Genomic DNA, 22,786 nt, shown 5'->3' on the forward strand with positions numbered 1-22,786 from the left:
TTGCCTATGATCCTTCGGCGAAGGCCTGCGCGAAGCGGGTCAGGGTCGGCTCGTCGGTGAGGTCGAGGCGCAGCGGCGTCACCGAGATCCGCTTTTCCGCGATCGCCTTCAGGTCCGAGCCGTGGCCCGGCTCGAACCGGGCCTTGGCGAAGGCCAGCCAGAAATACGGGTTGCCGCGCCCGTCCACCCGGGCGTCGATCGAGAGCAGCGCCTGATTGCGAAAACCCTGCGCTGCCACCGCGACGCCCTGCACGGCGTCGGGCTCGCAATCCGGAAAATTCACGTTGATCAGGATGCCGGGCTCGATGCCCGTCTCCAGGATCTTTCGGACGACCTTCGGCCCGTGCTCCCGGGCGCAATCCCATTTGAGAGCGCTGCGCCCGCCCGCCCCGTAGGCTTGGCTCATCGCGATCGAGCGGATGCCCAGGATCGTGCCCTCCATGGCGGCCGCGATCGTGCCCGAATAGGTCACGTCCTCGGCGACGTTCTGGCCGCGATTGACCCCCGACAGGACCAGGTCCGGCCCGTGATCGCCCAGGATGTGGCGCACGCCCAGGATCACGCAATCGGAGGGCGTGCCCTTCACGGCGAAGCGCTTCTCCGAGACCTGGCGCAGGCGCAGCGGGTCGTTGAGGGAGAGCGAGTGCGACACGCCGGACTGGTCGCTCTCGGGCGCCACCACCCAGACGTCGTCGGACAGCTCCCGGGCGACCTCCTCCAGGGTGGCGAGCCCCGGCGCATGGATGCCGTCGTCGTTGGTGACTAGGATGCGCATCAGCGGGCCCCTTCGATCCGGTTGAGCCCGCCCATGTAGGGGTGGAGCACCGACGGGATCGTGATGCTCCCGTCCGGGTTCTGGTAGTTCTCCATCACGGCGATCAGGGCGCGGCCGACCGCGACCCCCGAGCCGTTCAGCGTATGGATATAGGCCGGCTTGCCGTCCTTGCCCCGGTAGCGGGCGTTCATCCGGCGGGCCTGGAACTCGCCGCAGACCGAGCAGGAGGAAATCTCCCGGTGGGTGCGCTGGCCCGGCACCCAGACCTCGATGTCGTAGGTTTTTTGGGAGGCGAAGCCCATGTCGCCGGTGCAGAGCGTCATCACCCGGTAGGGCAGATCGAGTTTTTTGAGAACGGCCTCCGCGCAGGTCAGCATTCGCTCGTGCTCGTTGGCGGACTCCTCGGGCGTGGTAATCGAGACCAGCTCGACCTTGTTGAACTGGTGCTGGCGCAGCATGCCGCGGGTATCCCGCCCCGCCGCCCCGGCCTCGGCCCGGAAGCAGGGCGTGAGCGCGGTGAAGCGCAGGGGCAGTTCTTCTTCTTTCAGGATCGACTCGCGCACGAGGTTGGTGAGCGGGACTTCTGCCGTGGGGATGAGCCAGCGGCGTTCCGCAGAGCCAATCTCATGATACGCCTCCATATACGGAAGCAAACCAAGCGGCGGTGTCACGCCGGGCGGGATCACTGTTGTGCCACTCATGAACGGACGAAGTGGCTGCTCCAAAGGAAGCATTCGACTTGCCGCAAGTTCGTAGGCTCGTGAAGCGCGCTCTGACTCCGCCAAAGTACGCGTCGCAACGAACTGATCGTCTTCAAATTTCGGCAGCTGCGCCGTGCCAAACATGGCCTCGTCGCGAACGAGCACCGGCGGCGCCACCTCCAGATACCCATGCTCCTGCGTGTGCAGGTCGAGCATGAACTGGCCGAGCGCCCGCTCCAGCCGGGCGAGCTGACCCTTCAGCACCACGAAGCGCGAACCCGAGAGCTTGGCGGCGGATTCGAAATCCATCAGCCCTGAGGCCTCGCCGAGCTCGAAATGCTCCTTGCCCTCGGTCAGCCGCTCCCGGGTGGAGGCGTGGCTGCGGTAGAGGACGTTGCCGTGCTCGTCGGCGCCGTCCGGCACGTCGGGCTTGGGGCGATTCGGGATCGCGGCAAGCTTTTCGGCGAGCGTCCTGTCGGCCTCGCCTTCCGCCGCCTTCAGCGCGGGCTCGGCGGCCTTGAGGGCGGCGACCTCCGCCATCAGGGCTGAGGCGCGGGCCTCATCCTTGGCCTTCTTGGCGCCCCCGATCTCCTTGGCCAGCGCGTTGCGCCGCTCCTGATTGGCCTGCGCGGCCGAGACCGCGGATTTCCGGGCCTCGTCGAGGGCGATCAGCTCGGCCGAGAGCGGCGCGAGGCCCCGGCGGGCGAGGTCGCGGTCGAAGGCGTCCGGGTTGTCCCGGATGGCGCGGATGTCGTGCATCGTGTCGGCTCGGATCGGCGCGCAGGCTCGGGGCGCGCGGTCCCCGCTTTGCCGCATCGCGTCCGGTGGGACAAGCGCGGGGCTGTCAGTCCTTCGGCGGCGCGATCTTCAACTGGTCGATCGCCCAGAGCCAGGTCCCGTCCGGCTGCGCCCGGGCGACCTCCACCGAGAGCGCGCCGTTGGGCAGCCGGGCGAAGGTCAAAGCAAGATCGCCGTTGCGGACGGGTTCCAGCGTCTCGGGAGCCGGGAACTCGGATTTGCGCCCCAGCAGGTTGGCATAGAAGGCCCGGATCTCGTCATGCCCGGTGGCGACCACCCGCCCGGCCGCCAGCACCGCCCCCGACTCGTAGAGCGCGACCAGCCCCTCGACATCGCCGGCATTGGCGCGTTGGTTGAAGAGCTGGGCCAGGTCCCCCGGCTCACGGGCAGGTGCTTTAGGGTCGTCTGCCATGGGTTCGCTCCCGTACGGGCTGTCGTGTTGGCCTATCGTTGATGGATGAGGGCGGCGGTCGGATACGCGCGTCTCCCTCCCCCCTCTGGGGGGGAGGGTGGCCCCCGAAGGGGGTCGGGAGAGGGGAGCGCCGTCTCCGGAAAGGGCGCGACGGGCGCGAGATCCTGAACCGTCGCGCTGCCCCTCTCCCGACCCGGCCTGACGGCCGGCCCACCCTCCCCCGCAGAGGGGGGAGGGAAAACGTGTACCGTCTCTGGACCGGGCATTCTGTCAGGCCGCAAACAATTCAATACCCGTATTGTGAGGCTGCAGCATGCACGCCCCCCATCCCTCCCACCCGCATTCATGCGAGCCGCGTCCCGCCGCCATCCTCCACCGAGACGGAGACCGGGATCCCGGCCTTTACGCTCTCCGAGACCGTGCAGAAGCGCTGGAACTGGTCGAGCACCCGGTCGATCCTCGGCATCGCGGCGGCCTCCGCGCCGAGCCGGATGTGCACGTCGATCCCGGTGATCCGCAGACGGCCTTCCGGATTGCGCGCGACCCGGCACGCAGCTTCCGCGGTGACGCCCTGGGCGTCCTGCCGGAACTTGCCCAGGGCGAAGACCAGGCTGGCGCACAGGCAGTTCGCCACCCCGGCGATCAGCATCTGCTCCGGGACCGGGCCGGTGCCTGTTCCGACCGGGGGCGCCTCGTCGGTGAGGAGATCGGGCAAGGCGGCGCCGAAATCGACCGTGAAGACGTAAGCGCCGACCTGGGTGATCCGGATCGTCGGTCCCGCTTCCATCGGCGCCCTCCCTCGCAGAGGACCAACGTCCGATCCCGAGACGCGTTCGGCACCCGGCCGAAGCAATCGTCATCCGGATGATTTCCGTAACCGAACGCCGTAGTACGGTTGCTCCACCGATCCGGCAGCCAACCCCCCCGATCCGATGACGAGCCTCGAGACCCTGATGCCGCTCCTAGAGCGGATCGCCACCGCGCTGGAACGGGCCGCCCCGCCCGCCCCGCCGGCCTTCGACCCGAACGCCGCCGACGCGTTCCTGTGGGGGCCGGAGCGGCGGCTCACTCCGGTGCCGCAGGTGGCCCGGGTGGAGATCGGCCTGCTCACCAGCATCGACCGGGCGCGCGACACCCTGATCGAGAACACCGAGCGCTTCGCCCGCGGCCTGCCGGCCAACAATGCCCTGCTCTGGGGCGCCCGCGGCATGGGCAAGTCCTCGCTGGTCAAGGCGGCCCATGCCGAGATCAACGCCCGCCGGCCCGCAGGTGCCCTGCCGATGAAGCTGGTGGAGATCCACCGGGAGGACATCGAGGCCCTGCCCGACCTGATGGCGCTGCTGCGGCCCGATCCGCATCGCTGGCTGGTCTATTGCGACGACCTGTCCTTCGACGGCGACGACACCTCGTACAAGTCGCTCAAGACCGCGCTCGACGGCGGCATCGAGGGCCGGCCGGGCAACGTGCTGTTCTACGCCACCTCGAACCGCCGGCATCTGCTGGCCCGCGACATGGTCGAGAACGAGCGCTCCACGGCGATCAACCCCGGCGAGGCCGTGGAGGAGAAGGTCTCGCTCTCGGACCGGTTCGGCCTCTGGCTCGGCTTCCACAAATGCAGCCAGGACGAGTTTTTGGCGATGATCCGCGCCTATGCCGAGCGCTACGGCCTCGACCTGCCGCCCGAGCGCCTGCGCGCCGAGGCTCTGGAATGGGCCACCACCCGCGGCTCCCGCTCCGGCCGCACCGCCTTCCAGTTCATCCAGGATCTCGCCGGGCGGATGGGGAAGGTGATGGAGTGAGGATTCTTATAAGGGCCTGATCGATCTGAGGTATCCCACCCGCGGCCTCATCCTGAGGTGCCCGGCGATCGAAGATCGCGGGGCCTCGAAGGAGCCCTCCAGAAGCCTCTGCGATCCCTGGAGGCCTCCTTCGAGGCCTTCGCTGCGCTCCGTCGCCTCAGGATGAGGGGGTGGATGGGAAGGACCCGTCTGATGACCGCTCAGGATGCGGCGGTGGGGTGGAGTCGCCCAGCTATCGCGGGATGGGGCGGCGATCTGGATATCCGGCTCTCCTGCACGGTCCTAAATTCGAAGCACGCAGCCTACCGCCCGCTCGATCCGAACCCCCCTGCCCCACGACCCGAGCCCGGACCGGCCTCATCGGCCAGCACGGTCAGGAGAGGCCGGGTCACGCGGGTGAACACCAGCTGCGCGATCCGGTCGCCCGGCTCGATCCGGATCGGCCGCGCATCGTCGCGGTTCCAGGCCGAGACCATCAGGGGGCCCTCGTAATCCGCGTCGATCACCCCGGTGCCGTTGCCGAGCACGAGGCCGTCGCGGTGGCCGCGGCCGGAGCGGGGGAAGATCAGGCCGCACCAAGCGGGATCGCGGATCAGTACGCTGAAACCCGCCGGGATCAGGGCCGGCGCCCCCCGGGGCGGCAGGATCAGCGGCGCGTCCAGGCAGGCATGGAGGTCGAGGCCGGCCGCCGCCGCCGAGCCCCAGCGCGGGAATCCCCAGCCGGTCAGGCGCGGGTCGAGGAGGCGGAGACCGACCTCCGGCAGATCGCTCATGCGCCGAGCCGTTCGATCGCCTCGGCGAGCGCCAGGCTGCGCCGGGCGGCCTCGACATGGAGGCGCTCGACCATGCGCCCGTCGAGCGCGATCACCCCGCGCGTCTGGTTCTCCGGGGCCGCGAAGGCCGCGACCACCCGGCGCGCCTCGGCGATCTCGGCCTCGCCGGGCCCGAAGGCGGCGTTGGCCGGGCCGATCTGGCTCGGGTGGATCAGCATCTTGCCGTCGAACCCGAGATCGCGGCCCTCCGCGCATTCCGCCTCGAACCCAGCCGCGTCGTCGAGGCCGGAATACACGCCGTCGATCGCCTCGATCTCGTAGGCCCGGGCGGCGGCCAGCACGGTCATCAGCCAGGGGCGCAGGGCCGCCCGCCCCGGGGGCCGGATCCGGGCCGCCTTCACGAGGTCGTTGGGGCCGATCACCAGGGCGGCGAGGCGGCCGTCCACGTCCCGGGCGGCCCCGGCGATCTCGGCGGCGTTGACCACCGCCATCGGGGTCTCGATCATCGCCCAGATCCGCGTCGCGAGCGGGGCTCCGAGCCGGCGCAGGCGCGCGCCCACCGTGATCAGCGCGTCGGAGCTGCGCACCTTCGGCACCAGGATCGCGTCGGGACCCGCGCCGGCGAGCGCCGCGAGGTCGGCCTCGCCGTCCTCGGTCTCGGGCGGGTTGATCCGCACCACGACCTCGCGCGGGCCGAAGCCGCCGCCGGAGACTGCGGCGGCCACCGAGGCACGGGCCTCGGCCTTCTTCTCCGGGGCGACGCCGTCCTCCAGGTCGATCAGGATCACGTCCGCGGGGAGCGTGCGCGCCTTCTCCAGGGCGCGGGCATTCGAGCCGGGCATGGCCAGCACGCTGCGGCGGGGACGGATCTCACTCATCACGCTTCTCCCGGGCCGGCGGGGCGCCCTTCGGATCGCCGATAGCTTTCCGCCGCGTCCCGGGCAAGAACGCATCGCGAGACGAGACGATGCGTTCGCGAGCGATGGCGGGGACGGGATGGCGTGCTGGGTCGCGGGGCTCGACGGCTGCCGGGGCGCCTGGGCGGGGGCGCTCCTCGACCTCGACGATCCGGAGCGGCACCGCTGCGCCCTGTTTCCCGAGGTGGCGGCGCTCCTCGACGCGCCGGAACAGCCGCTGATCGTCGGCATCGACGTGCCGATCGGCCTGCCGGACCGGGTTTTCGGAGGCGGCAGGGCCGCCGACTTGGCCGCCCGGGTCCGGCTCGGGGCCGCGCGATCCTCGGTCTTCCCGATGCCGCCCCGGGCGGCGATCGACGCGCCCGACTACAACGCCGCCAAGGCCGCCTCGCGGGCGGCGAGCGAGCCGCCCTTCGCGCCCTCGATCCAGGGCTACAACATCTTCCGCTATGTCCGCGCCGTGGACACCCTGCTGCGGGCGCGGCCGGAGGCGTTGGCGCGGGTCCACGAGGTCCACCCGGAGGTGGCGTTCCACGCGCTCAACGGCGGCCGCCCCCTCGGCCTGCCGAAGAAGGGCGCCCGCGCCCGCGAGGGCCTAGCCCTGCGCCGGAGCCTGCTCGAAGCGGCCGGCCTGCCGGCGGCCCTGCTCGACGCCCGGGCGAAGGGCGTGCCGGCCGACGATCATCTCGACGCTTTGGCCGCCCTGGTGGTGGCCTGGGACATCCTCGAAGGCCGCGCCGTGCCGCTGCCGGACCCGCCGGATCGGGATGCGCATGGGCTGCCGGTGGTGATCTGGGCGCCGGCTATTCGGGGGCCATGATCGGTGGTTTCAAGGTCAGGTGAGGCGCTCAATTCCTCCTGATCGCGCCCGCGACCCGTGTCCGTTCGGACGGTCCTGCTCTAGCTCAGCCCCATGAGTGCGCCGAACCCCCTCCCGATCCGCCACGTTGCCCGGGCGATCGTCCTCGATCCGCAGGACCGGATCCTGCTGATCGCCTACGCGTCGGTCCACGCCACGGGGCCGGACGGCGAGCCGCTGCGGTTCTGGTTCATGCCCGGGGGCGGGCTGGAGCCCGGCGAGGACCACGTTATTGCCTGCCGGCGTGAGCTGGGCGAAGAGATCGGCCGCGACGACGCGGAGATCGGCCCGCAGGTCGCGGCCTGCGACGGGCCGTTCCACCTGTTCCGCCAGTCGCGGGACGCCCGCGAGCGCTACTTTCTCGTTCGCCTGCCCGACGACCGGGTCGATACCAGCCGGCTCGCCGAGACCGAGGACAACCCGGTGATCGGCACCCGCTGGTGGCCGTTGGCCGAGCTCCGGGCGAGCGGCGAGCGCGTCGAGCCGGCGGGTCTCGCCGACCTGGCGGGCGATCTCGCCGCAGGGACTATTCCGACCCAGCCGCGCGTTCTGACTTGGCACGATCGCTGATCCCGATCTCGCAGTTGCGAGATCGCAACCTTGAGGAGATGGCATGTTCCCTGAATTCCTGACCGAGGGCTACCGCGCGTTCCTGGCGGACCGGTTTCCCACCGAGCGCCGGCGCTTCGCGCAGCTCGCCCAGAGCCAGGAGCCCCAGATCCTGGTGATCAGCTGCTGCGACAGCCGCGTCGCCCCCGAGGCGATCTTCGACGCCGGTCCGGGCGAATTGTTCGTGATCCGCAACGTCGCCAACATCGTGCCGACCTACGAGCCGGACGGCGCCTATCACGGCACCTCGGCGGCGATCGAGTTCGCGGTCCAGGCCCTGGAGGTGAAGCACATCGTCGTGCTCGGCCACGCCACCTGCGGCGGCATCAAGGCTTTCGCCAGCAAGGCCGCGCCGCTTTCGAGCAGCAACTTCATCGGCAAGTGGGTCTCGCTCGTGGGCGCGGCCGAGGCCAAGGCCGGCGATTCGAGCGCGCCCGACTACCTGACCCGGATGGAACACGCCATGGTCAGCCAGAGCATCGAGAACCTGCTGAGCTTCCCGTTCGTGAAGGAACGGGTCGAGGACGGCCGGCTCAACCTCCACGGCGCGCATTTCGGCGTGGCCAACGGCGTGCTGCTGGTGCGCGATTCCGAGACCGGCGACTTCCACCCGGCGGTGGACAATGCGGGGCGCAAGGTGCTGCCGACGGCAGTGGCCTGCGACTGAGCGATTATCGAGCGGCTTGAGGTGCTTGTTCGACACCTCAAGCCGAGGGGCTTCGGCTGTTTGCGAAGCTCGACGCTCCGCCGCTCAAGCTTGGACCGGCAGACCCTCTTGTCGCCGGATCCGGCGTGGGCCCCCTCTCCCGCTCAGGAGAGGGGGCCTGTTGCGGCCCTCACAAACCGGTGTGAGGAACGGGGCCAACACGGCGGAGTGGGCTTGAGACCGCCTGCAGGCGTTGGGGGTTAGACACTCCATCAGTCTCGCGCACTTTCGGCAGAAGCGCTCCGCTTGCTGCCTCGCACCGTCATCACGAGCGCAGCGAAGTGACCCAGGGACACACCCACGGTCTGCGAGCGAGCGCCGCCCTGGGTTGCTTCGCTGCGCTCGCGATGGGGGCGCGACCAGACACAAAAAAGGCGGCGGGCTCGCGCCCACCGCCTCTTGCCGTACCGCCCGGCCGAGGCCGGGCGATCCCAAAGAATTACATGGCGCCCGGCAGGCGCTGGGCGTGGTCGTAATGCGCCTGCAGGGCCGGCAGGGCCTGCTGGGCGTAGTTGCGCAGGGCCGGGTTCGGGCCGCCCTGGGCGTAGGCCTGGGTCATGGCGATCGTCATCTGGTGCGCCTGGATCTGCTGGGTCGCATAGAGGCGGTCGAAGCGCGGGCCGGCCGGGGTCGCCGACAGCTCGGCGAGCATCGCCTGCTGCTCCGGGCTCGGCGGGACGATCGTGGACGCGCCGGTGGCCATGGCATCGCCGCGGCCCATACGGCCGCCCGCCTGTGCGCCGTTGGCGGCGCCGGATCCGAGACCCTCGAGGCCGCCGACCGGGCCGCCCGCCAAGGTGCCGCCGACCACGCCGGTCGCCGCGCCGACACCGGCGCCGACAGCGCTGCCGGCCACGGACAGCGGGGCGGTCACGAGGCCGCCGAGGCCCTCGTCGCGGGCCGCCATGTAATTGCTCTCACCGCCGGCCAGCGCCACGTTGGCGGCGCGGTGGTCACGGATCGTCTCCTGGGCGAAGGACCGCACCTTCGGGCTGCGCGACTTCGACAGCGCGATCTGCGAGGACTGGATCTCGAACGCATTGGCTTGCATCGACTGCAGGCGGAAATCGTTGGCGCCCTGCGCGAAGGCCGGGGTCGACAGGGCCAGGACGAGCGCGGACGCGGCAGCGTAATTCTTGAGCATGAGAACCTCGAGTACGAGTGAAGACGCGAACCGGCACGCGGGGCCAGGGGCGGAAGCCTGGACCTCTTTGGAGGACCAAGATCTCGCGGCCGAAACCGTGCGGCGACACGTTCGCGAATTGGTTCGACAACGGGGCCATCGGCCTATGGTTCCTGCCGTTTTGTGCTTAGGGCCTTGGATTAAAGCGACTCTATTGGTGCAGACGGCTCCGTGATCCTGATCGAAGTCCAGATCCTGCGCGCCGCGGCTGCCCTGATGGTGGTCTGGCACCATGCCCGGCACGAGGCCGGGCTGCTGGCCCTGCGCGGCGCGGGTCCGGCCCTCGATCCCGGCACGCTGCTGCCGTGGTGGGGCGGGGTCGATCTGTTCTTCGTGATCTCGGGCTTCGTCATCGTGCATGCGAGCGGACGGCTGTTCGGGGTGCCGGGCGGACGCGCCCGCTTCCTGGCCCACCGGGTCGCCCGGGTGGTGCCGCTCTACTGGCTGGTGAGCCTGCTCTATCTGGCGCTCGCCCTGGCACGTCCCGACCTCCTCGGGGATGCGGCGGCCCTGGTGCACGAGCCCGGCACGATCCTGGCCGGGTTCCTGTTCTGGCCGGCGGCCCGGCCGGACGGCATCGTCCAGCCCCTCTACGGCCTGGGCTGGACCCTCAATTACGAGGCGTTCTTCTACGGCCTGTTCGCGATCGGGCTCGGCTTCGGCCGGCGTGGCGCCGTGGCTTGGCTCGCCCTGGCCCTGGTGACGCTGGTCGCCTTGGGCGCGCTCGTGCCCGGACTGCCGGTGCCGGTCCGGTTCTGGGCGAACCCGATCGTGCTGGAGTTTCTGCTCGGCGCTGGGCTCGCCCTCGCCCACCGAGAAGGTTTTCGGCCCGGCGTTTCGCTTCGCCTGGGGCTCGCGATCCTGGGGCTCCTCGGGCTGGGCCTGGCCGCCCGCCTGCTCGTCGGCGATGGCGCAGCCGACGGGGTCCTGCGCCCGTTGCTGGTCGGCGTGCCGGCATCCCTGCTGGTCGCCGCCGCCCTCGGGCCGAAGCGGCAGGCCGCCGAGATCGCGGTGCTGCCGGTGGCGCTGCGCGGGCTCGTGCGCCTCGGGGATGCCTCGTATGCCCTCTACCTCGTGCATCCCTTCGCCCTGCGCCTCGGGCGCGAGGCCCTGCTGCGGCTCGACCTTGCCGCGGGCCTGCATCCCTGGGGCAGCCTCGCCGTGATGGTCGCCGGCAGCGTCGTGGCGGCTCTGCTGGTCCACCGCTGCGTCGAGCGGCCCCTGACCCGGTGGGCCCGGGCACGTCTCGATCCCGGCGCCGCGCAAAACCGTGTGCGCGCCGTCCCCGCCCCGGTTCCCCCCGGGCGTCGGTCGGATTAGCCTCGCGCACCGGAGGAGGATGCCGCGATGAAGACCCTGCTCGTTCCCGTCGCGATGCACGACGGCCTGACCTCCGTGTTCGAGACCACCCGGCTCGCGGCGTCACGCTTCGGCAGCCTGATCGAGGGCGTGTCCCTGCGCCCGGCACTCGCCGAATACGTGCCGGTCGACATGGTCGGCGGCATGACCTGGCTGCGCGACGAGGAGGCCGACCGGGCCGAGGCCGAGGAGGCCGGCGGGCGCTTCGTCGCCTTCATGGACGCGGCCGGCATCCCGCGGCACGCCCGCGACGGGCTCTGCATCCCCGAAAAGGTGGCCGATGCCGGCCCGCGCTACCGCTGGCGGCAGGACGTGCCCACCGGCGACGCGTTCCTCGGCCAGTATGCCCGGCTGTTCTCGGCCACCGTGGTCGGGCGTCCGGGGACCACCGACAACGCTCCGCGCATGACCACCTTCGAGACCGCCCTGTTCGAGGGCGGCCGCCCGATCCTGCTGGCGCCACCCCTCGCCCCGACGACGCTGGGCGACGCGATCCTGATCGCCTGGAACGGCTCCACCGAGACCGCCCGGGCGGTGGCCTTCGCGATGCCGTTCCTGCGCCGGGCCGAGCGGGTGCTGGTGCTCAGCGTCGAGGGCGGCATGGTGCCGGGGCCGAGTGCCCAGGACCTCGCCCAGGCCCTGGCCTGCGAGGGCGTGGCGGCCTCGCACCGGGCGCTTCCGGCCGGCCGGCGGGCGCCGGGCGAGACGTTTCTCGGCGAGGCCAAGGCGTTCGGCTGCGACCTGCTGATCAAGGGCGCCTACACCCAGAGCCGCCTGCGCCAGATGATTTTCGGCGGCGTCACCAGTCACGTCCTGGCCCATGCCGACATGCCGGTGCTGCTGGCCCATTGATGGGATCTGGAACCGCCACGCGTGCCTGGCGTTCGGCCACCGCAGCCGGATCAGGATCCCCGTGACGATAGCCGTGACCCGCCTCCTCCTCGCTTCCCTGCTGGCCGTCTCGGCGGTGACTGCCGCGTGGGCGCAGCCGACCACCGCCCGGTTCCGCGGCATCGTGGAATGGGCCGAGGCCGACCGAATCCAGATCCGCCGCCCCGGCGGCAGCACCCTGACCCTGCGGATGAACCCGCGGACCCGGGTCTTCGCGGTGACCGAGGCGGGTTTGCGCAACATCAAGCCCGAGAGCTACGTCAGCGTGCTGGCCACCCCCGGGGCCGCGCCGCTGCGGGCCAAGGCCGTGACGCTGTACTCCCCCTCCGAGCGCGGCTTCGAGGCTGGGACGCAGCCCTGGGATACCGATGCCGGCGCGACCTTGACGGCGGGCTGGGTCGCCGACCTGAAGGGCGGCCGCCCGCTTCGGCTGACGCTGGGCTTTGGCGGCGGCCAGGCGAGCTTCGAGATCCCGGCCGGGACCCCGGTCACCGCGATCGCCCCCGGCGAAAAAGCCCTGCTCGAACCCGGCGCGGCCGTCACCCTGTTCACCCAGTCCGGGCCGGACGGCGCCCTCTCGGTCGGCACGATCGCGGTGGGCCGCCAGGGCGCCGTGCCGTCCTTCTGACGATGGCTCTGCTGCGGTTGCGTCATCGCTCCGCGCATCGGGGAGGCGCGCTGCGACGCAAGCTGCGCTACATCGTCGTGCTATGACCGAGTCTGCCTTCGCCCTCGATCCGCGCCTGGCTGCCGACACCGTCGAGGTGGGCGACCTCGCCCTGTGCCGCGTGCTGCTGATGGACGATGCCCGGTTCCCGTGGCTGATCCTGGTGCCGCGCCGCCCGGACGTCTCCGAGATCACCGACCTGTCCGAGGCCGACGCCGCGGATCTCTGGCGGGAGACCCGCATCGCCACCGGGGTGATGCAGGCGCTGTCGAAGCCCGACAAGGTCAATGTCGGCGCGCTCGGCAACGTCGTGGCGCAGCTCCACGTCCACGTGGTCGGCCGCTTCCGCTCCGACCCGGCCTGGCCGGGCCCGGTCTGGGGCTTCGAGACGCGAAAGACCTACCCGTTCCACGCCCGCGCTCAACTGATCGAGCGCGCCGGCGCCCTGTTCTCCGCGGCCTGACCCTTCCATGACCGATCCCCGCGACACCCTCGGCTTCGTTCGCAACCGCCTCGACCGGCACTCTGCCGAGCAGCCCGAGGAGGCGGTGCCGCCGTTCGATGCGCCGGATGCGCGCCTCGTCCTGATCTGCGGCGACCGGATCGTGCTGCGCGGGGCGACCGCGCTGATCACCCCCGCCGATGCGCCCGAGCTTTCTGGGACGCGGATCTTTTTGGGGCATCGGGATGGAAGGCCGGTCTTCGCCGCGTCCGCCCCGGCCGAGGCCGCGGAGGGGTTTTCGGATGCCGAGGCCCGCACACTCGACCTGCGCGCCATCGCCACCGAATCCGCCGTGGAGGCCGAGGAGCTGGGCCTGCTGGCGGTGGCGAAGTCGATGCTCGATTGGCACGCCCGGCACGGCTTCTGCGCCAATTGCGGCACCGCCACCGTCCCGAAGGCCGGCGGCTTCCGGCGCGAATGTCCGGCCTGCAACGCCCACCATTTCCCCCGGGTCGATCCGGTGGTGATCATGCTGGTGCGCCGGGGCGAGACCTGCCTGCTCGGCCGGGGCCCGCATTTCCGGCCCAACATGTATTCCTGCCTCGCCGGCTTCCTCGAGCCCGGCGAGACCATCGAAGACGCGGTGCGCCGCGAGGTTTTCGAGGAGACCCGGATCCGGGTCGGCGCGGTCACCTACCGGACCTCGCAGCCCTGGCCGTTCCCGTCCTCGCTGATGCTGGGCTGCGCCGCCGAGGCCCTCGACGGTGCCATCGTCACCGACCCGACCGAGCTGGAGGATGCGCGCTGGTTCGACCGCGCCGCCGTCGCCGCGATGCTGGCCGGGACCCATCCCGAGGGCATCCAGGCCCCGCCGCCCATGGCGATCGCCAACTACCTGATGCGGGCCTTCGTAGCCGGCGAGACCTGATGTTCTCGCGGCGTTCTAGCCCTTCCCGCCGGCCTGCCGCCTCGGGTCGTCGGCGGGGTTGATGTAGTTCAGCCCGAACGGGCCGGAGCCGTTGACCTGCAGCTCCACCGGCTCGTCGGTGGTCCAGAGGGAATGGGGCATGTCCTCCGGCAGGTAGACGAAGCCGCCGGCCTTCAGCGCCGCCCCCTTGGCCTTGTCGAGCGTCTCCCCGTGCTCGTGGTAGATCGAGCCGGACAGGATCGTCAGCGTTTCCGCCTGGGAATGCGTGTGCGGGGCGATCACCGTGTTAGCGGGAAACTTCAGTCGCAGCACGAACGGCCCGGGCTTGGCCGGATCCCCGGCGACTTGGCTGATCTGCGTGCCCTTCGGCAGGTTCGCCGGCCCCGGCCCGTAGACGACCGACGCCCCATCGGGCTTCACCACCATCCCGGGCGCATCGCGATCCGCCGCAAGGGCCGGCCCGGCCGCGACGAGCATGGCCGCGACACCGAGCCAAGAGCGTGTTGTCATGGTGCGCCTCCCAGAACCCGCGGGGGTCTTTCGCACCCGCAGGCTTTTTCTGGTGCTGGCTTGGCGGTTTCCCAGGCGCGGGTGCTGGCGCAGATCGTCGCGGGGTTGTGGGGTGCCATCTGACAGCGCGACGGAGATCGCCAGATCCGCTGTGGCGTTCGTCCGGTGGAAAAGCCTGCCGCAGTTTGTCCCGTCATTGCGAGCGCAGCGAAGCAACCCAGGGCGGCTCGCGATTGCAGAACGTTGGCGTTTCCCTAGGTTGCTTCGCTGCGCTCGCAATGACGGCGTGGAATGCGTGATCCGATCCAGATCCGTATCACGCCTTGGCGCCAGAGATGACGGCTGCGAACAGTCCCTCAGATCGCCACCCGCACCGGCGCCGCCTCGGCCGGTACCGCCGCCCGTGTCTCCGAGAATGCCTCGCCCACCATCAGCAGCGCCGGTCCGTCGAGGCCGGCGGCCTCGACGCGGTCGGCGAGGTCGGCGGCGGTGCCGCGCAGCGAGGCCTGGTTCGGGCGGCTGACGTTGAAGACCAGCAGAGCCGGGGTCGAGGGCGCCAGCCCCTCGTCCACCGCCCGGGCGAGCAGCGCTCGCAGCGTGCGCTTGGGCATGTAGACCACGGTGGTCACGCTCGGATCGGCGAGCGCGCCCCAGTTCAGATCGTCCGGCAGCGCGCCGCGGCGGTCGTGGCCGGTGACGAATTGCAGGCGACGGGCGGCGTCGCGGTGGGTCAGCGACAGGCCCAGCGCCGCCGCCGCGCCCTGCGCGGCCGAGATACCCGGGACCACGGTGACGGGGATGCCGGCGGCCCGGCAGGCCTCGATCTCTTCGCCGGCCCGGCCGAAGACCAGCGGGTCGCCGGATTTCAGCCGCACCACCTGCTTGCCGGTGCGGGCGAGCTGCACCATCAGGGCGTTGATGTCGTCCTGCCGGCACGATGGGCCGTGGCCGGTCTTGCCCACCAGCATGGTCCGCGCCTCGCGGCGGGCATAGTCCAGGATCTCGGGGGCGACGAGATCGTCGTACAGGATCACGTCGGCGTTGCGCAGCGCCCGCAGGGCCTTGAGGGTCAGGAGTTCCGCGTCGCCCGGGCCGGCCCCGACCAGCGTCACCGCGCCGCCCTTCGGCGCCGCCTCGGTCTCGCCGAGCAGCTCGGCCAAATCCTGCTGCGTCGGCGCCCGGTCGGGCTCCGCGAAGGCGCGGTCGGTGAAGCGCTCCCAGAAGCTGCGCCGCTCACTGAACCCGTGGAACCGGGCGGTGACGCCGTCCCGCCAGTCGCGGGCGGCCCCGACCCAGCGACTGAACCCACGGGGCAGCATCGCCTCGATCCGCGCCCGCACGGTCTGGCCGAAGACCGGGGCAGCGCCCTCCGTGGAGATGCCGACCACCAGCGGCGAGCGGTTGACGATGGCGCCGAACTTCACATCGCACAGGTGCGGCCGGTCGACGGCGTTGACGATGGCGCCCGCCCCCCGGGCGGCGACCACGAAGGCGACGCAGTCGGCCTCGTCCTCCAGGGCGCCGATGCAGAAGGCCGCGCCCCAGAGGTCGTCCGGCGTCCAGGCGCGCTCATGCAGCGCGACGCTCCCGTCGACGATCTCGCTCGGCACCGCACGCAGCTCGTCGCTGGGCTCGGGCGCGTAGACGTCGACATGGGCGCCGGCCGCGGCCAGGACCTTCACCTTCCACGGTGCCCCGCCGGAGGAGCCGGCGAGCACCACCCGCTTGCCGCGCAGGGGCACGAACACCGGCAGCACCGCCAACGGCTCGAGGCCGGCGGATTGGGTCTCGCGGGGGGCGCGGGCTGCGCGCAGGGGGGCCTGTGTCTCGGTCACGAATCTGTCCTGGGTCGTCCCTGTCGGCCGTCCCATCCATACCCCTCATCCTGAGGTGCCCTGCGATCGAAGATCGCTGCGCCTCGAAGGAGATCTCCAGGAATCGCGGAGCTGGCTGGAGGGCTCCTTCGAGGCGGCTTCGCCGCACCTCAGGATGAGGGTGTGGATGGGATAGACCGGTCCGTCCTCAAGGTGCCATCATATCAGAAAATCACGCGGCGCGGGCGGTCTCCTGGGTCAGCATCTTGCGGATCTCCGGGATGCAGGAGCCGCAATTCGTGCCGGCCTTGCAGGCGGCGCCCACGGCCTCCACGGACCCGGCCCCCGCGCCGATCGTGGCGGCGATCACGTCGGCGCCGACGCCGTGGCAGGCGCAGACCACCGGACCCGCCGAGGCGGTGGCGGCGCGGCCCGAGAGCAGCGCCCGGCGCTCGGCTGCCTCGGGCTCCTCGATGGCGAACAGGGCCTTGGCCGCCTCCCAGTCGGGGCGGCCCTCCGCCGGGGCGTAGGCCAGGCAGGCGACCAGCCGGGCGCCGTCATAGACCGCGCAGCGGTAGCGGTCGCGGGCGTGGTCGGCGTATTCGGCCAGCTCGAAGCCGGCCAGCGCGTCGCTCTGGATCAGCCCGCGCACCAGCAGCGCCACGGCGCTGGAACTCGCTGCGGTGGCGAATTGCACGCCCCAGCCGCCGGTGATCGACGCCCGTGCCCACCACCAGCCCTCCGGCAGCGCCACCTGCCGGCGCGACAGCAGGAAGCCCCGGGCGCGGTAGGCGACGGGCTCCAGGGCGGCCGGGGTCGCCTTCAGCTCGGGCTGGCCCGAGACCGGATCCGGTACGCCGCGGACCAGGGCGCCGACCCGGGCCTTCGACGCGTAGGCGCTGCCCCAGTGCATCGGCATGAACAGGCCGCCCGGCACCACGGTGTCGGTGATCATCACTTCAAGCTCGGCCTCGCCGTGCTCGGTGCGCAGACGCGCGATGCCGCCCTCGGTCAGGCCCAAGGTGGTCGCATCATCGGGGTGCACCTCGACGAACGGGACGGCGCGGTGGGCCGAGAGGCGCTGGCTCTTCCCGGTCCGGGTCATCGTGTGCCAGTGGTCGCGTACCCGGCCGGTGTTGAGCACGAACGGGAAATCCTCCGAGACCGCCTGCGCCAGGCCCGGCGGCTGCACCGCCACGAAGCGGGCGCGCCGGTCGAAGGTGTAGAACCGGCCGTCGCCGAACAGCCGGGCCTTGCCCTGCGGCGCGCCCTTCGGGCCGGAGCGCTTCGGGATCGGCCATTGCACCGGCAGGTTGATGTCGTAGGCGGCGTCGCTGATGTCGGTGAGTGCGCCGAGATCGAAGTCGCGGGTGCCGTTGTTCTCGTAGGCCGAGAGCGTGGCATGCTCACGGAACACGGCCGCCGCGGAGTCGAACGCGAAGGCCCGGCCGTGGCCGAGCCGGCGGCCGACCTCGGACAGCACCGCCCAGTCGGCCCGCGCCTCGCCGGGGGCGGCCAGGAACCGGCGCTGCCGGGAGATCCGCCGCTCGGAATTGGTGACCGTGCCGTCCTTCTCGCCCCAGGCGAGCGCCGGCAGCAGCACCGTGGTCTTGCCGAGGCCCAGCACCGTGTCGGAATCGGCCATCACCTCGGAGACGGCGTAGAGTTCGAGCCCCTTGAGGGCCTCTCGGATCCGATCGGCCTGCGGCATCGAGACCAGCGGGTTGGTGCCCATCACCCACAGGGCCTTGATCTTGCCCCGGGCGACCGCCTCGAACAGGGCAACTGCCTTCATGCCCTCGCCGGTGACGATCCGCGGAGCGCCCCAGAACCGGCGGACTCGGTCCACCTCCTCGGGGGCGAAGTGCATGTGCGCGGCCAGCATGTTGGCCAAGCCCCCGACCTCGCGCCCGCCCATGGCGTTGGGCTGGCCGGTGAGGGAGAACGGCCCCATCCCGGTCTCGCCGATGCGGCCGGTGATGAGGTGGCAGTTGATGATGCTGTTGCCCTTGTCTGTCCCTTGCGCCGACTGGTTCACCCCCTGCGAGAAGGCGGTGACCACCCGGCGGGTGCCGGCGAACAGGTCGTAGAAGGCGGCGATGTCGGAGGCCGGCACGCCGGTGGCAACGGCGACCGCGGCCACGTCCGGCGCGATGAGGCGGGCGCGGTCGAGGGCGGCGTCGAGCCCGGCGGTGTGGGAGTCCACGAAGGCTCGGTCGCGGAAGCCGTTATCGGCGAGGTGTACGAGCAATCCCGAGAACAGCGCCACGTCGCTGCCAGGTTTGATCCCGAGGAACAGGTCGGCTTCCTGCCCGGTCTGGGTCCGGCGCGGGTCGATCACCACGAACTTGGTGCCCCGCCGGGCCTTGGCGTCGGCCATGCGCCGAAACAGGATTGGGTGGCACCAGGCGGTGTTGGACCCGACCATCACGATCAGGTCGGCCTCGTCGAGATCCTCGTAGCAGCCCGGCACCGTGTCGGAGCCGAAGGCGCGGCGGTGGGCTGCCACCGCGCTCGACATGCACAGCCGGGAATTGGTGTCGACGTGCGGCGTGCCGATGAAGCCCTTCGCCAGCTTGTTGGCGACGTAATAATCCTCGGTGAGGAGCTGCCCCGAGAGGTAGAAGGCGATCGCATCCGGCCCGTGCGCCTCGGCCACCGCGCGCAGTTTTTCCGATACGGTCGACAGCGCCACGTCCCACGAGGCCCGGACCCCATCGACCTCCGGATGGAGCAGGCGGTTCTCCAGCGACAGGGTCTCGCCGAGCGCCGAGCCCTTCGAGCACAGCCGGCCGAAATTGGCCGGATGCTCGGTGTCGCCCGCGATCGCCGCGCCGCCGCTCCCGTCCGGGGTCGCGAGCACGCCGCACCCGACCCCGCAATAGGGGCAGGTCGTCCGCACCGTCGGGTCTGCCACGGACAGGGTCATGGCTGGGTCCTCGAAAGTTTTTTGTTCGACGGCCGCCGCAAGAGGCGGGCCGCGCTCCCTGTCACCCGACAGCGAGTGGATCGCCCCCGTTGCCGGATGGGGCGCGGGTCCCCTCTCCCGTGCGGGAGAGGGACAGGGTGAGGGATGCGACCTCTCTGGAGAGACCAGACCCCTCACCCCAACCCTCTCCCGCACGGGAGAGGGGGCGCGTCGCGCTCCGCATGGACCGCGGCGTGACCACCGTGGCCCGCACGGAGAGGGCGCGGCTCAGTACACGTCGGCCTGGTAGCGGCCGGTCTTCTTGAGGGCGGCGAGATAGGCGACCGCGTCCTCGGGGCTCTTGCCGCCATGGCTGGCCGCCACGTCGATGATCGCCCGCTCCACGTCCTTGGCCATGCGCTTGGCATCGCCGCAGACGTAGAAATGTGCGCCGCCTTCGAGCCACTTCCACAGATCGGCGCCGTTCTCGCGCATCCGGTCCTGGACGTAGGTCTTCTCGCTGCCGTCCCGGGACCAGGCGAGCGACAGGCGGGTCAGGATCTTGTCGTCCTTCAGCGTGTTCAGCTCGTCCTTGTAGAAGAAGTCCGTGGCCTGGCGCTGGTGGCCGTAGAACAGCCAGTTGCGGCCCGGCGCCTGAGTCGCGGCGCGCTCGCGCAGGAACGACCGGAACGGCGCAATGCCGGTGCCGGGGCCGCACATGATCACGTCCTTGGACAGGTCCGCCGGCAGGGCGAAGCCGTGGGCCTTCTGCAGGTAGATCTTGACGTGGGTCTGCTCCGGCAGGCGCTCGCCGAGATGCGTGGAGGCGACGCCCAGCCGCAGACGCGAGCGGTGGTTATAGCGCACCGCGTCCACGGTCAGGGACACGATCCCGGTATCCATCTTCGGCGAGGACGAGATCGAGTAGAGCCGCGGCTGCAACTCGTCGAGGGCCTCCAGAAAAACCTCCGCGTCGGGCCGGGCGCCGGGGAACTTGTGCAGGGCGCCGAGCACGTCGAGATAGGCGGCGTCGCCGTCCGGATCCTCGCCGGAGGCCAGAGCCTGCGCCTTCTTGCGGGCTGCGCCGGAGGTCAGCAGCGACAGCAGCTGGTAGAGGTTGTCCGGCGCGGCACCGAGCGCGTAATCCTTGAGCAGGTGGTCGCGCAGGGTCTTGGTCCCGATCATGCGCTCGGGCCGGGCGCCGAGCTCGGCGATCACCGCGTCGACCAGCGCCGGGGCGTTGGCCGGAAACAGGCCGAGCGAATCGCCGGCCTCGTAGGTGATCGGCGTGCCGTCGAGCCCGATCTCGATGTGCCAAGTCTCCTTCTCGCCGCCCGGATCGTTGAGGCGGCGGCGGGACAGGAACAGGGCCTCGACCGGGTTCTCGCGGCAGAAGCCGAGCGGGCCGAGATCGGCCGCCGGCTTCGGGGCGTCGTCCTCGGCCTTCGGGGCCGCCGGCACGCCGCTGGCGGCGACGAACTCCTCCTCCAGCTTCTTGAGCATGCGCAGGGTCTCCTTGCCGCCGGGCTGGCAAAGATTCAGGCGCTCCTCGTTCTTCAGGAAGATCGCGTTGGCGTAGTCGGCGCAATTGTAGCCGCACTGGCCGCAATCCTGCTGGGCCATGGCGGCCATCAGCTTCTGCGGCTCGGGCCGATCCTTGGCCATCGCCATCCGGTCGACGATCGGCACCGAGGGGTCGTGCCAGGGCGCGTCGTCGTTGTCGGCGAGCTTGGGGCCGCCCGGGAGCGCCTCACCCGGCGCGAGGGCGGTCGCCCCGGTGACGGCGGGGCCGAGCAGGGCGGCAAAGTAGCCCGAGAGCCACGAGCGCTGGTCGGCGTCGAAGGGCGCGGTCTCGGGGATCAGGACGAGGGGGGGCGCGACGTGCTCACTCATGCTGCGGCCTTCAGGGCTGGCTGTTCCTCGGCGGCGTCCCGCAGGGCTTCGGCGCCGGTGCGGGCGGTGAAGGACTGGAAGCTCTCGTCCGGGCTTTCCCGGCGGGCCAGGTAGGTGCGCAGCAGCGCTTCGACGCGGAAGGGCGCGTCCTCGGCCTTCACGGCCTTCCAGATCTCGGTGCCGATCTTCGGGTTCTCGGCGAAGCCGCCGCCGACCACGATGTCGTAGCCCTCGACGGTGTCGCCCTCCTCGGAGACGACCACCTTGGCGCCGATCAGGCCGATATCGCCGATGTAGTGCTGGGCGCAGGAATGGTGGCAGCCGGTGAGGTGGACGTTCACCGGCACGTCGAGTTCGGTGACGGTGCGCTCGACATGGTCGGCGATGATCAGCGCATGCCCCTTGGTGTCGGAGGCGGCGAACTTGCAGCCCCGGGCGCCAGTGCAGGCGACGAGGCCGGAGCGGATGCCGGCCGCCTTGATGGTAAGGCCGAGTTCGAGAATGCGGCTCTCGACTTCGGCAACCTTCGCGTCCGGAATCCCCGAAAAGATGAAGTTCTGCCAGACGGTGAGGCGGATCTGGCCGTCGCCGCATTCGCGGGCGATCTCGGCGAGCGCGCGGACCTGATCGCTGGTCATCTTGCCGACCGGCAGGACCACGCCGATCCAGTTGAGGCCGGGCTGCTTCTGGGCGTGCACGCCGACATGGGCAAACCGGTCGGTGGGCCGGCGCGGCGCTACATGGGCGGGATCGACACGGTCGAGCTTGCGGCCGAGCTTGTCCTCGACGGCGGCGAGGTACTTGTCGAAGCCCCAGGCGTCGAGGACGTATTTCATCCGGCTCTTGTTGCGGTTGGTCCGGTCGCCGTTCTCGATGAACACCCGGATGATCGCGTCCGCCACCGCGTTGCAATCCTCGGGCTTGAGCACGATGCCGGTGTCGCGGGCGAGGTCCCGGTGGCCGGAGATGCCGCCGAGGACGAGGCGCATCCACACGCCCGGCGCCACCGCGGCACCCTCCAGCACCTCGACCGCCTGGAAGCCGATATCGTTGGTCTCCTCCAGGGTCGGCATCACGCCGCCGCCGTCGAAGGCGACGTTGAACTTGCGCGGCAGGCCGTAGAGCGAGCGGTCGTTGATGATCCAGTTGTTCCAGGATTTCGCCAGCGGGCGGGTGTCCAGCAGCTCCTGGCTGTCGATGCCGGCCGTGGACGAGCCGGTGACGTTGCGGATGTTGTCGGCGCCCGAGCCGCGGGCGGTGAGGCCGATATCGACGAGCCCGTCGAGGAACGGCTGGGCGTGCTCGGGACTGATCTCGCGCACCTGGAGGTTGGCGCGCGTCGTCACGTGGACGTAGCCGCCGCCGTGCCGGTCGGCGAGGTCGGCGACGCCTGCGAACTGCCAATGGTGCAGGATGCCGTTGGGGATCCGCAGGCGGGCCATGTAGCTCACTTGGTTCGGGGCGACCCAGAACAGGCCGTGGTAGCGCCAGCGGAAATTGTCCTCGGGCTTGGGCTGCTTGCCCGCGGCCGCGTCCGCGATCAGCCGGTTATGGCCGTCGAACGGGTTCTCGGCGCGCTTCCACTTCTCCTGCTCGCAGAGCTTGCCGCCGTCCTTGACGGTCTTGTCCTGCGCCTTGAGGTGGATCGCGTCCGGCCCGGTGGGCTCGGCCGGCGCGGCCGGGCCCTGCCCGATCGCCAAGCCGCCGGTCAGGCGCGCCGCGGCGACGCCCGAGGCGAAGCCTTCGAGGTAGCGCTTCTGCTCGGGGTTGAAGCCGTCCGGGGCGGTCTGTGTGGTGGTCTCGGCCATCTGCGCCTCCCTGGATCGCTCGCCGCCGAAGTGG

At 71.0% G+C, this 22,786-nt stretch carries 20 protein-coding genes and 2 pseudogenes; 9 read left to right on the plus strand and 13 right to left on the minus strand.

The genetic code is table 11. From position 1 onward, the window contains the following. Window positions 1-4: 4 nt before the first annotated feature. The 5 genes and pseudogenes from surE to MKL20_RS28945 all read right to left on the minus strand — a co-directional run bounded on the left by surE (window position 5) and on the right by MKL20_RS28945 (window position 3,473). Entirely contained in the window at window positions 5-775 is a 771-nt protein-coding gene (surE, locus tag MKL20_RS28930) for a 5'/3'-nucleotidase SurE (protein ID WP_244039567.1), read from the minus strand. Next, window positions 775-1,455 (minus strand): annotated as a pseudogene (gene serS, locus MKL20_RS33305) (serine--tRNA ligase); the annotation flags it as partial. The pseudogene serS and the gene surE, both read right to left, overlap by 1 nt. A 114-nt stretch (window positions 1,456-1,569) precedes the next feature. Then, a pseudogene (locus MKL20_RS33310) lies at window positions 1,570-2,235 on the minus strand (serine--tRNA ligase); the annotation flags it as partial. A gap of 85 nt (window positions 2,236-2,320) precedes the next feature. Further along, window positions 2,321-2,686, minus strand: a complete 366-nt coding sequence (locus MKL20_RS28940) for a YybH family protein (RefSeq protein ID WP_244039569.1) — start codon at window positions 2,684-2,686, stop codon at window positions 2,321-2,323. Between the two features lie 343 nt (window positions 2,687-3,029). Beyond that, complete coding sequence (locus MKL20_RS28945) at window positions 3,030-3,473, minus strand: OsmC family protein (RefSeq protein WP_244039570.1); 444 nt, start codon at window positions 3,471-3,473, stop codon at window positions 3,030-3,032. 145 nt (window positions 3,474-3,618) lie between these two features. Between MKL20_RS28945 and MKL20_RS28950 the strand changes: the two genes are divergently transcribed. Continuing rightward, window positions 3,619-4,485 carry an ATP-binding protein gene (locus MKL20_RS28950; protein ID WP_244039571.1) on the plus strand — a complete coding sequence of 289 codons (867 nt, stop codon included), beginning with the start codon at window positions 3,619-3,621 and terminating at the stop codon, window positions 4,483-4,485. A 302-nt stretch (window positions 4,486-4,787) separates the two neighbouring features. Here the strand turns inward: MKL20_RS28950 and dut are convergent, their stop codons facing one another. Both dut and MKL20_RS28960 read right to left on the minus strand, forming a co-directional pair. Continuing rightward, window positions 4,788-5,258, minus strand: coding sequence for a dUTP diphosphatase (gene dut, locus MKL20_RS28955; protein WP_244039572.1), 471 nt, complete (start codon window positions 5,256-5,258; stop codon window positions 4,788-4,790). Further along, a complete protein-coding gene (locus MKL20_RS28960; RefSeq protein WP_244039573.1) occupies window positions 5,255-6,136 on the minus strand; it encodes an HpcH/HpaI aldolase/citrate lyase family protein in 882 nt (293 codons plus the stop codon). The genes dut and MKL20_RS28960 overlap by 4 nt, the downstream gene beginning before the upstream one ends. A 118-nt stretch (window positions 6,137-6,254) precedes the next feature. Here MKL20_RS28960 and MKL20_RS28965 point away from each other — a divergent pair, with 118 nt between their 5' ends. The 3 genes from MKL20_RS28965 (at window position 6,255) to MKL20_RS28975 (ending at window position 8,310) form a co-directional block, all read left to right on the plus strand. Beyond that, the gene (locus MKL20_RS28965) at window positions 6,255-6,995 is read left to right on the plus strand and encodes a DUF429 domain-containing protein (RefSeq protein WP_244039574.1); all 741 of its coding nucleotides are present in this window, start codon (window positions 6,255-6,257) and stop codon (window positions 6,993-6,995) included. 93 nt (window positions 6,996-7,088) lie between these two features. Further along, complete coding sequence (locus MKL20_RS28970) at window positions 7,089-7,604, plus strand: NUDIX hydrolase (RefSeq protein ID WP_244039575.1); 516 nt, start codon at window positions 7,089-7,091, stop codon at window positions 7,602-7,604. A 43-nt stretch (window positions 7,605-7,647) separates the two neighbouring features. Next, entirely contained in the window at window positions 7,648-8,310 is a 663-nt protein-coding gene (locus MKL20_RS28975) for a carbonic anhydrase (protein ID WP_244039576.1), read from the plus strand. Window positions 8,311-8,788: 478 nt separating this feature from the next. Here the strand turns inward: MKL20_RS28975 and MKL20_RS28980 are convergent, their stop codons facing one another. Next, window positions 8,789-9,493, minus strand: coding sequence for a DUF4142 domain-containing protein (locus MKL20_RS28980; RefSeq protein WP_244039577.1), 705 nt, complete (start codon window positions 9,491-9,493; stop codon window positions 8,789-8,791). A gap of 210 nt (window positions 9,494-9,703) precedes the next feature. On the opposite strand from MKL20_RS28980, the gene MKL20_RS28985 reads away from it, so the two are divergent. From MKL20_RS28985 to nudC, 5 genes are all read left to right on the plus strand, one after another. Then, window positions 9,704-10,852 carry an acyltransferase family protein gene (locus MKL20_RS28985; RefSeq protein ID WP_244039578.1) on the plus strand — a complete coding sequence of 383 codons (1,149 nt, stop codon included), beginning with the start codon at window positions 9,704-9,706 and terminating at the stop codon, window positions 10,850-10,852. Between the two features lie 27 nt (window positions 10,853-10,879). Beyond that, entirely contained in the window at window positions 10,880-11,743 is an 864-nt protein-coding gene (locus MKL20_RS28990) for a universal stress protein (RefSeq protein ID WP_244039579.1), read from the plus strand. A gap of 73 nt (window positions 11,744-11,816) precedes the next feature. Further along, a complete protein-coding gene (locus tag MKL20_RS28995; RefSeq protein WP_244039580.1) occupies window positions 11,817-12,410 on the plus strand; it encodes a hypothetical protein in 594 nt (197 codons plus the stop codon). A gap of 82 nt (window positions 12,411-12,492) precedes the next feature. Then, on the plus strand, window positions 12,493-12,912 hold the full coding sequence (locus tag MKL20_RS29000; protein ID WP_244039581.1) for an HIT domain-containing protein: 420 nt from the start codon (window positions 12,493-12,495) through the stop codon (window positions 12,910-12,912). A 7-nt stretch (window positions 12,913-12,919) separates the two neighbouring features. Then, a complete protein-coding gene (gene nudC / locus MKL20_RS29005) occupies window positions 12,920-13,819 on the plus strand; it encodes an NAD(+) diphosphatase (RefSeq protein ID WP_244039582.1) in 900 nt (299 codons plus the stop codon). A 15-nt stretch (window positions 13,820-13,834) separates the two neighbouring features. Here the strand turns inward: nudC and MKL20_RS29010 are convergent, their stop codons facing one another. The 5 genes from MKL20_RS29010 to MKL20_RS29030 form a co-directional block, all read right to left on the minus strand. Further along, window positions 13,835-14,329: a cupin domain-containing protein gene (locus tag MKL20_RS29010; RefSeq protein ID WP_244039583.1), complete on the minus strand. Its 495-nt coding sequence runs from the start codon at window positions 14,327-14,329 to the stop codon at window positions 13,835-13,837. Between the two features lie 356 nt (window positions 14,330-14,685). Next, window positions 14,686-16,143, minus strand: a complete 1,458-nt coding sequence (cysG, locus tag MKL20_RS29015) for a siroheme synthase CysG (RefSeq protein WP_244039645.1) — start codon at window positions 16,141-16,143, stop codon at window positions 14,686-14,688. Window positions 16,144-16,375: 232 nt separating this feature from the next. After that, window positions 16,376-19,072, minus strand: a complete 2,697-nt coding sequence (locus tag MKL20_RS29020) for a nitrate reductase (RefSeq protein ID WP_244039584.1) — start codon at window positions 19,070-19,072, stop codon at window positions 16,376-16,378. Between the two features lie 267 nt (window positions 19,073-19,339). Continuing rightward, window positions 19,340-20,944 carry a sulfite reductase subunit alpha gene (locus MKL20_RS29025; RefSeq protein WP_244039585.1) on the minus strand — a complete coding sequence of 535 codons (1,605 nt, stop codon included), beginning with the start codon at window positions 20,942-20,944 and terminating at the stop codon, window positions 19,340-19,342. Further along, window positions 20,941-22,752, minus strand: coding sequence for a NirA family protein (locus tag MKL20_RS29030; protein ID WP_244039586.1), 1,812 nt, complete (start codon window positions 22,750-22,752; stop codon window positions 20,941-20,943). The genes MKL20_RS29025 and MKL20_RS29030 overlap by 4 nt, the downstream gene beginning before the upstream one ends. Window positions 22,753-22,786: the final 34 nt, after the last annotated feature.

This window comes from Methylobacterium sp. E-066 (genome assembly GCF_022829635.1).
Taxonomy (GTDB): domain Bacteria; phylum Pseudomonadota; class Alphaproteobacteria; order Rhizobiales; family Beijerinckiaceae; genus Methylobacterium.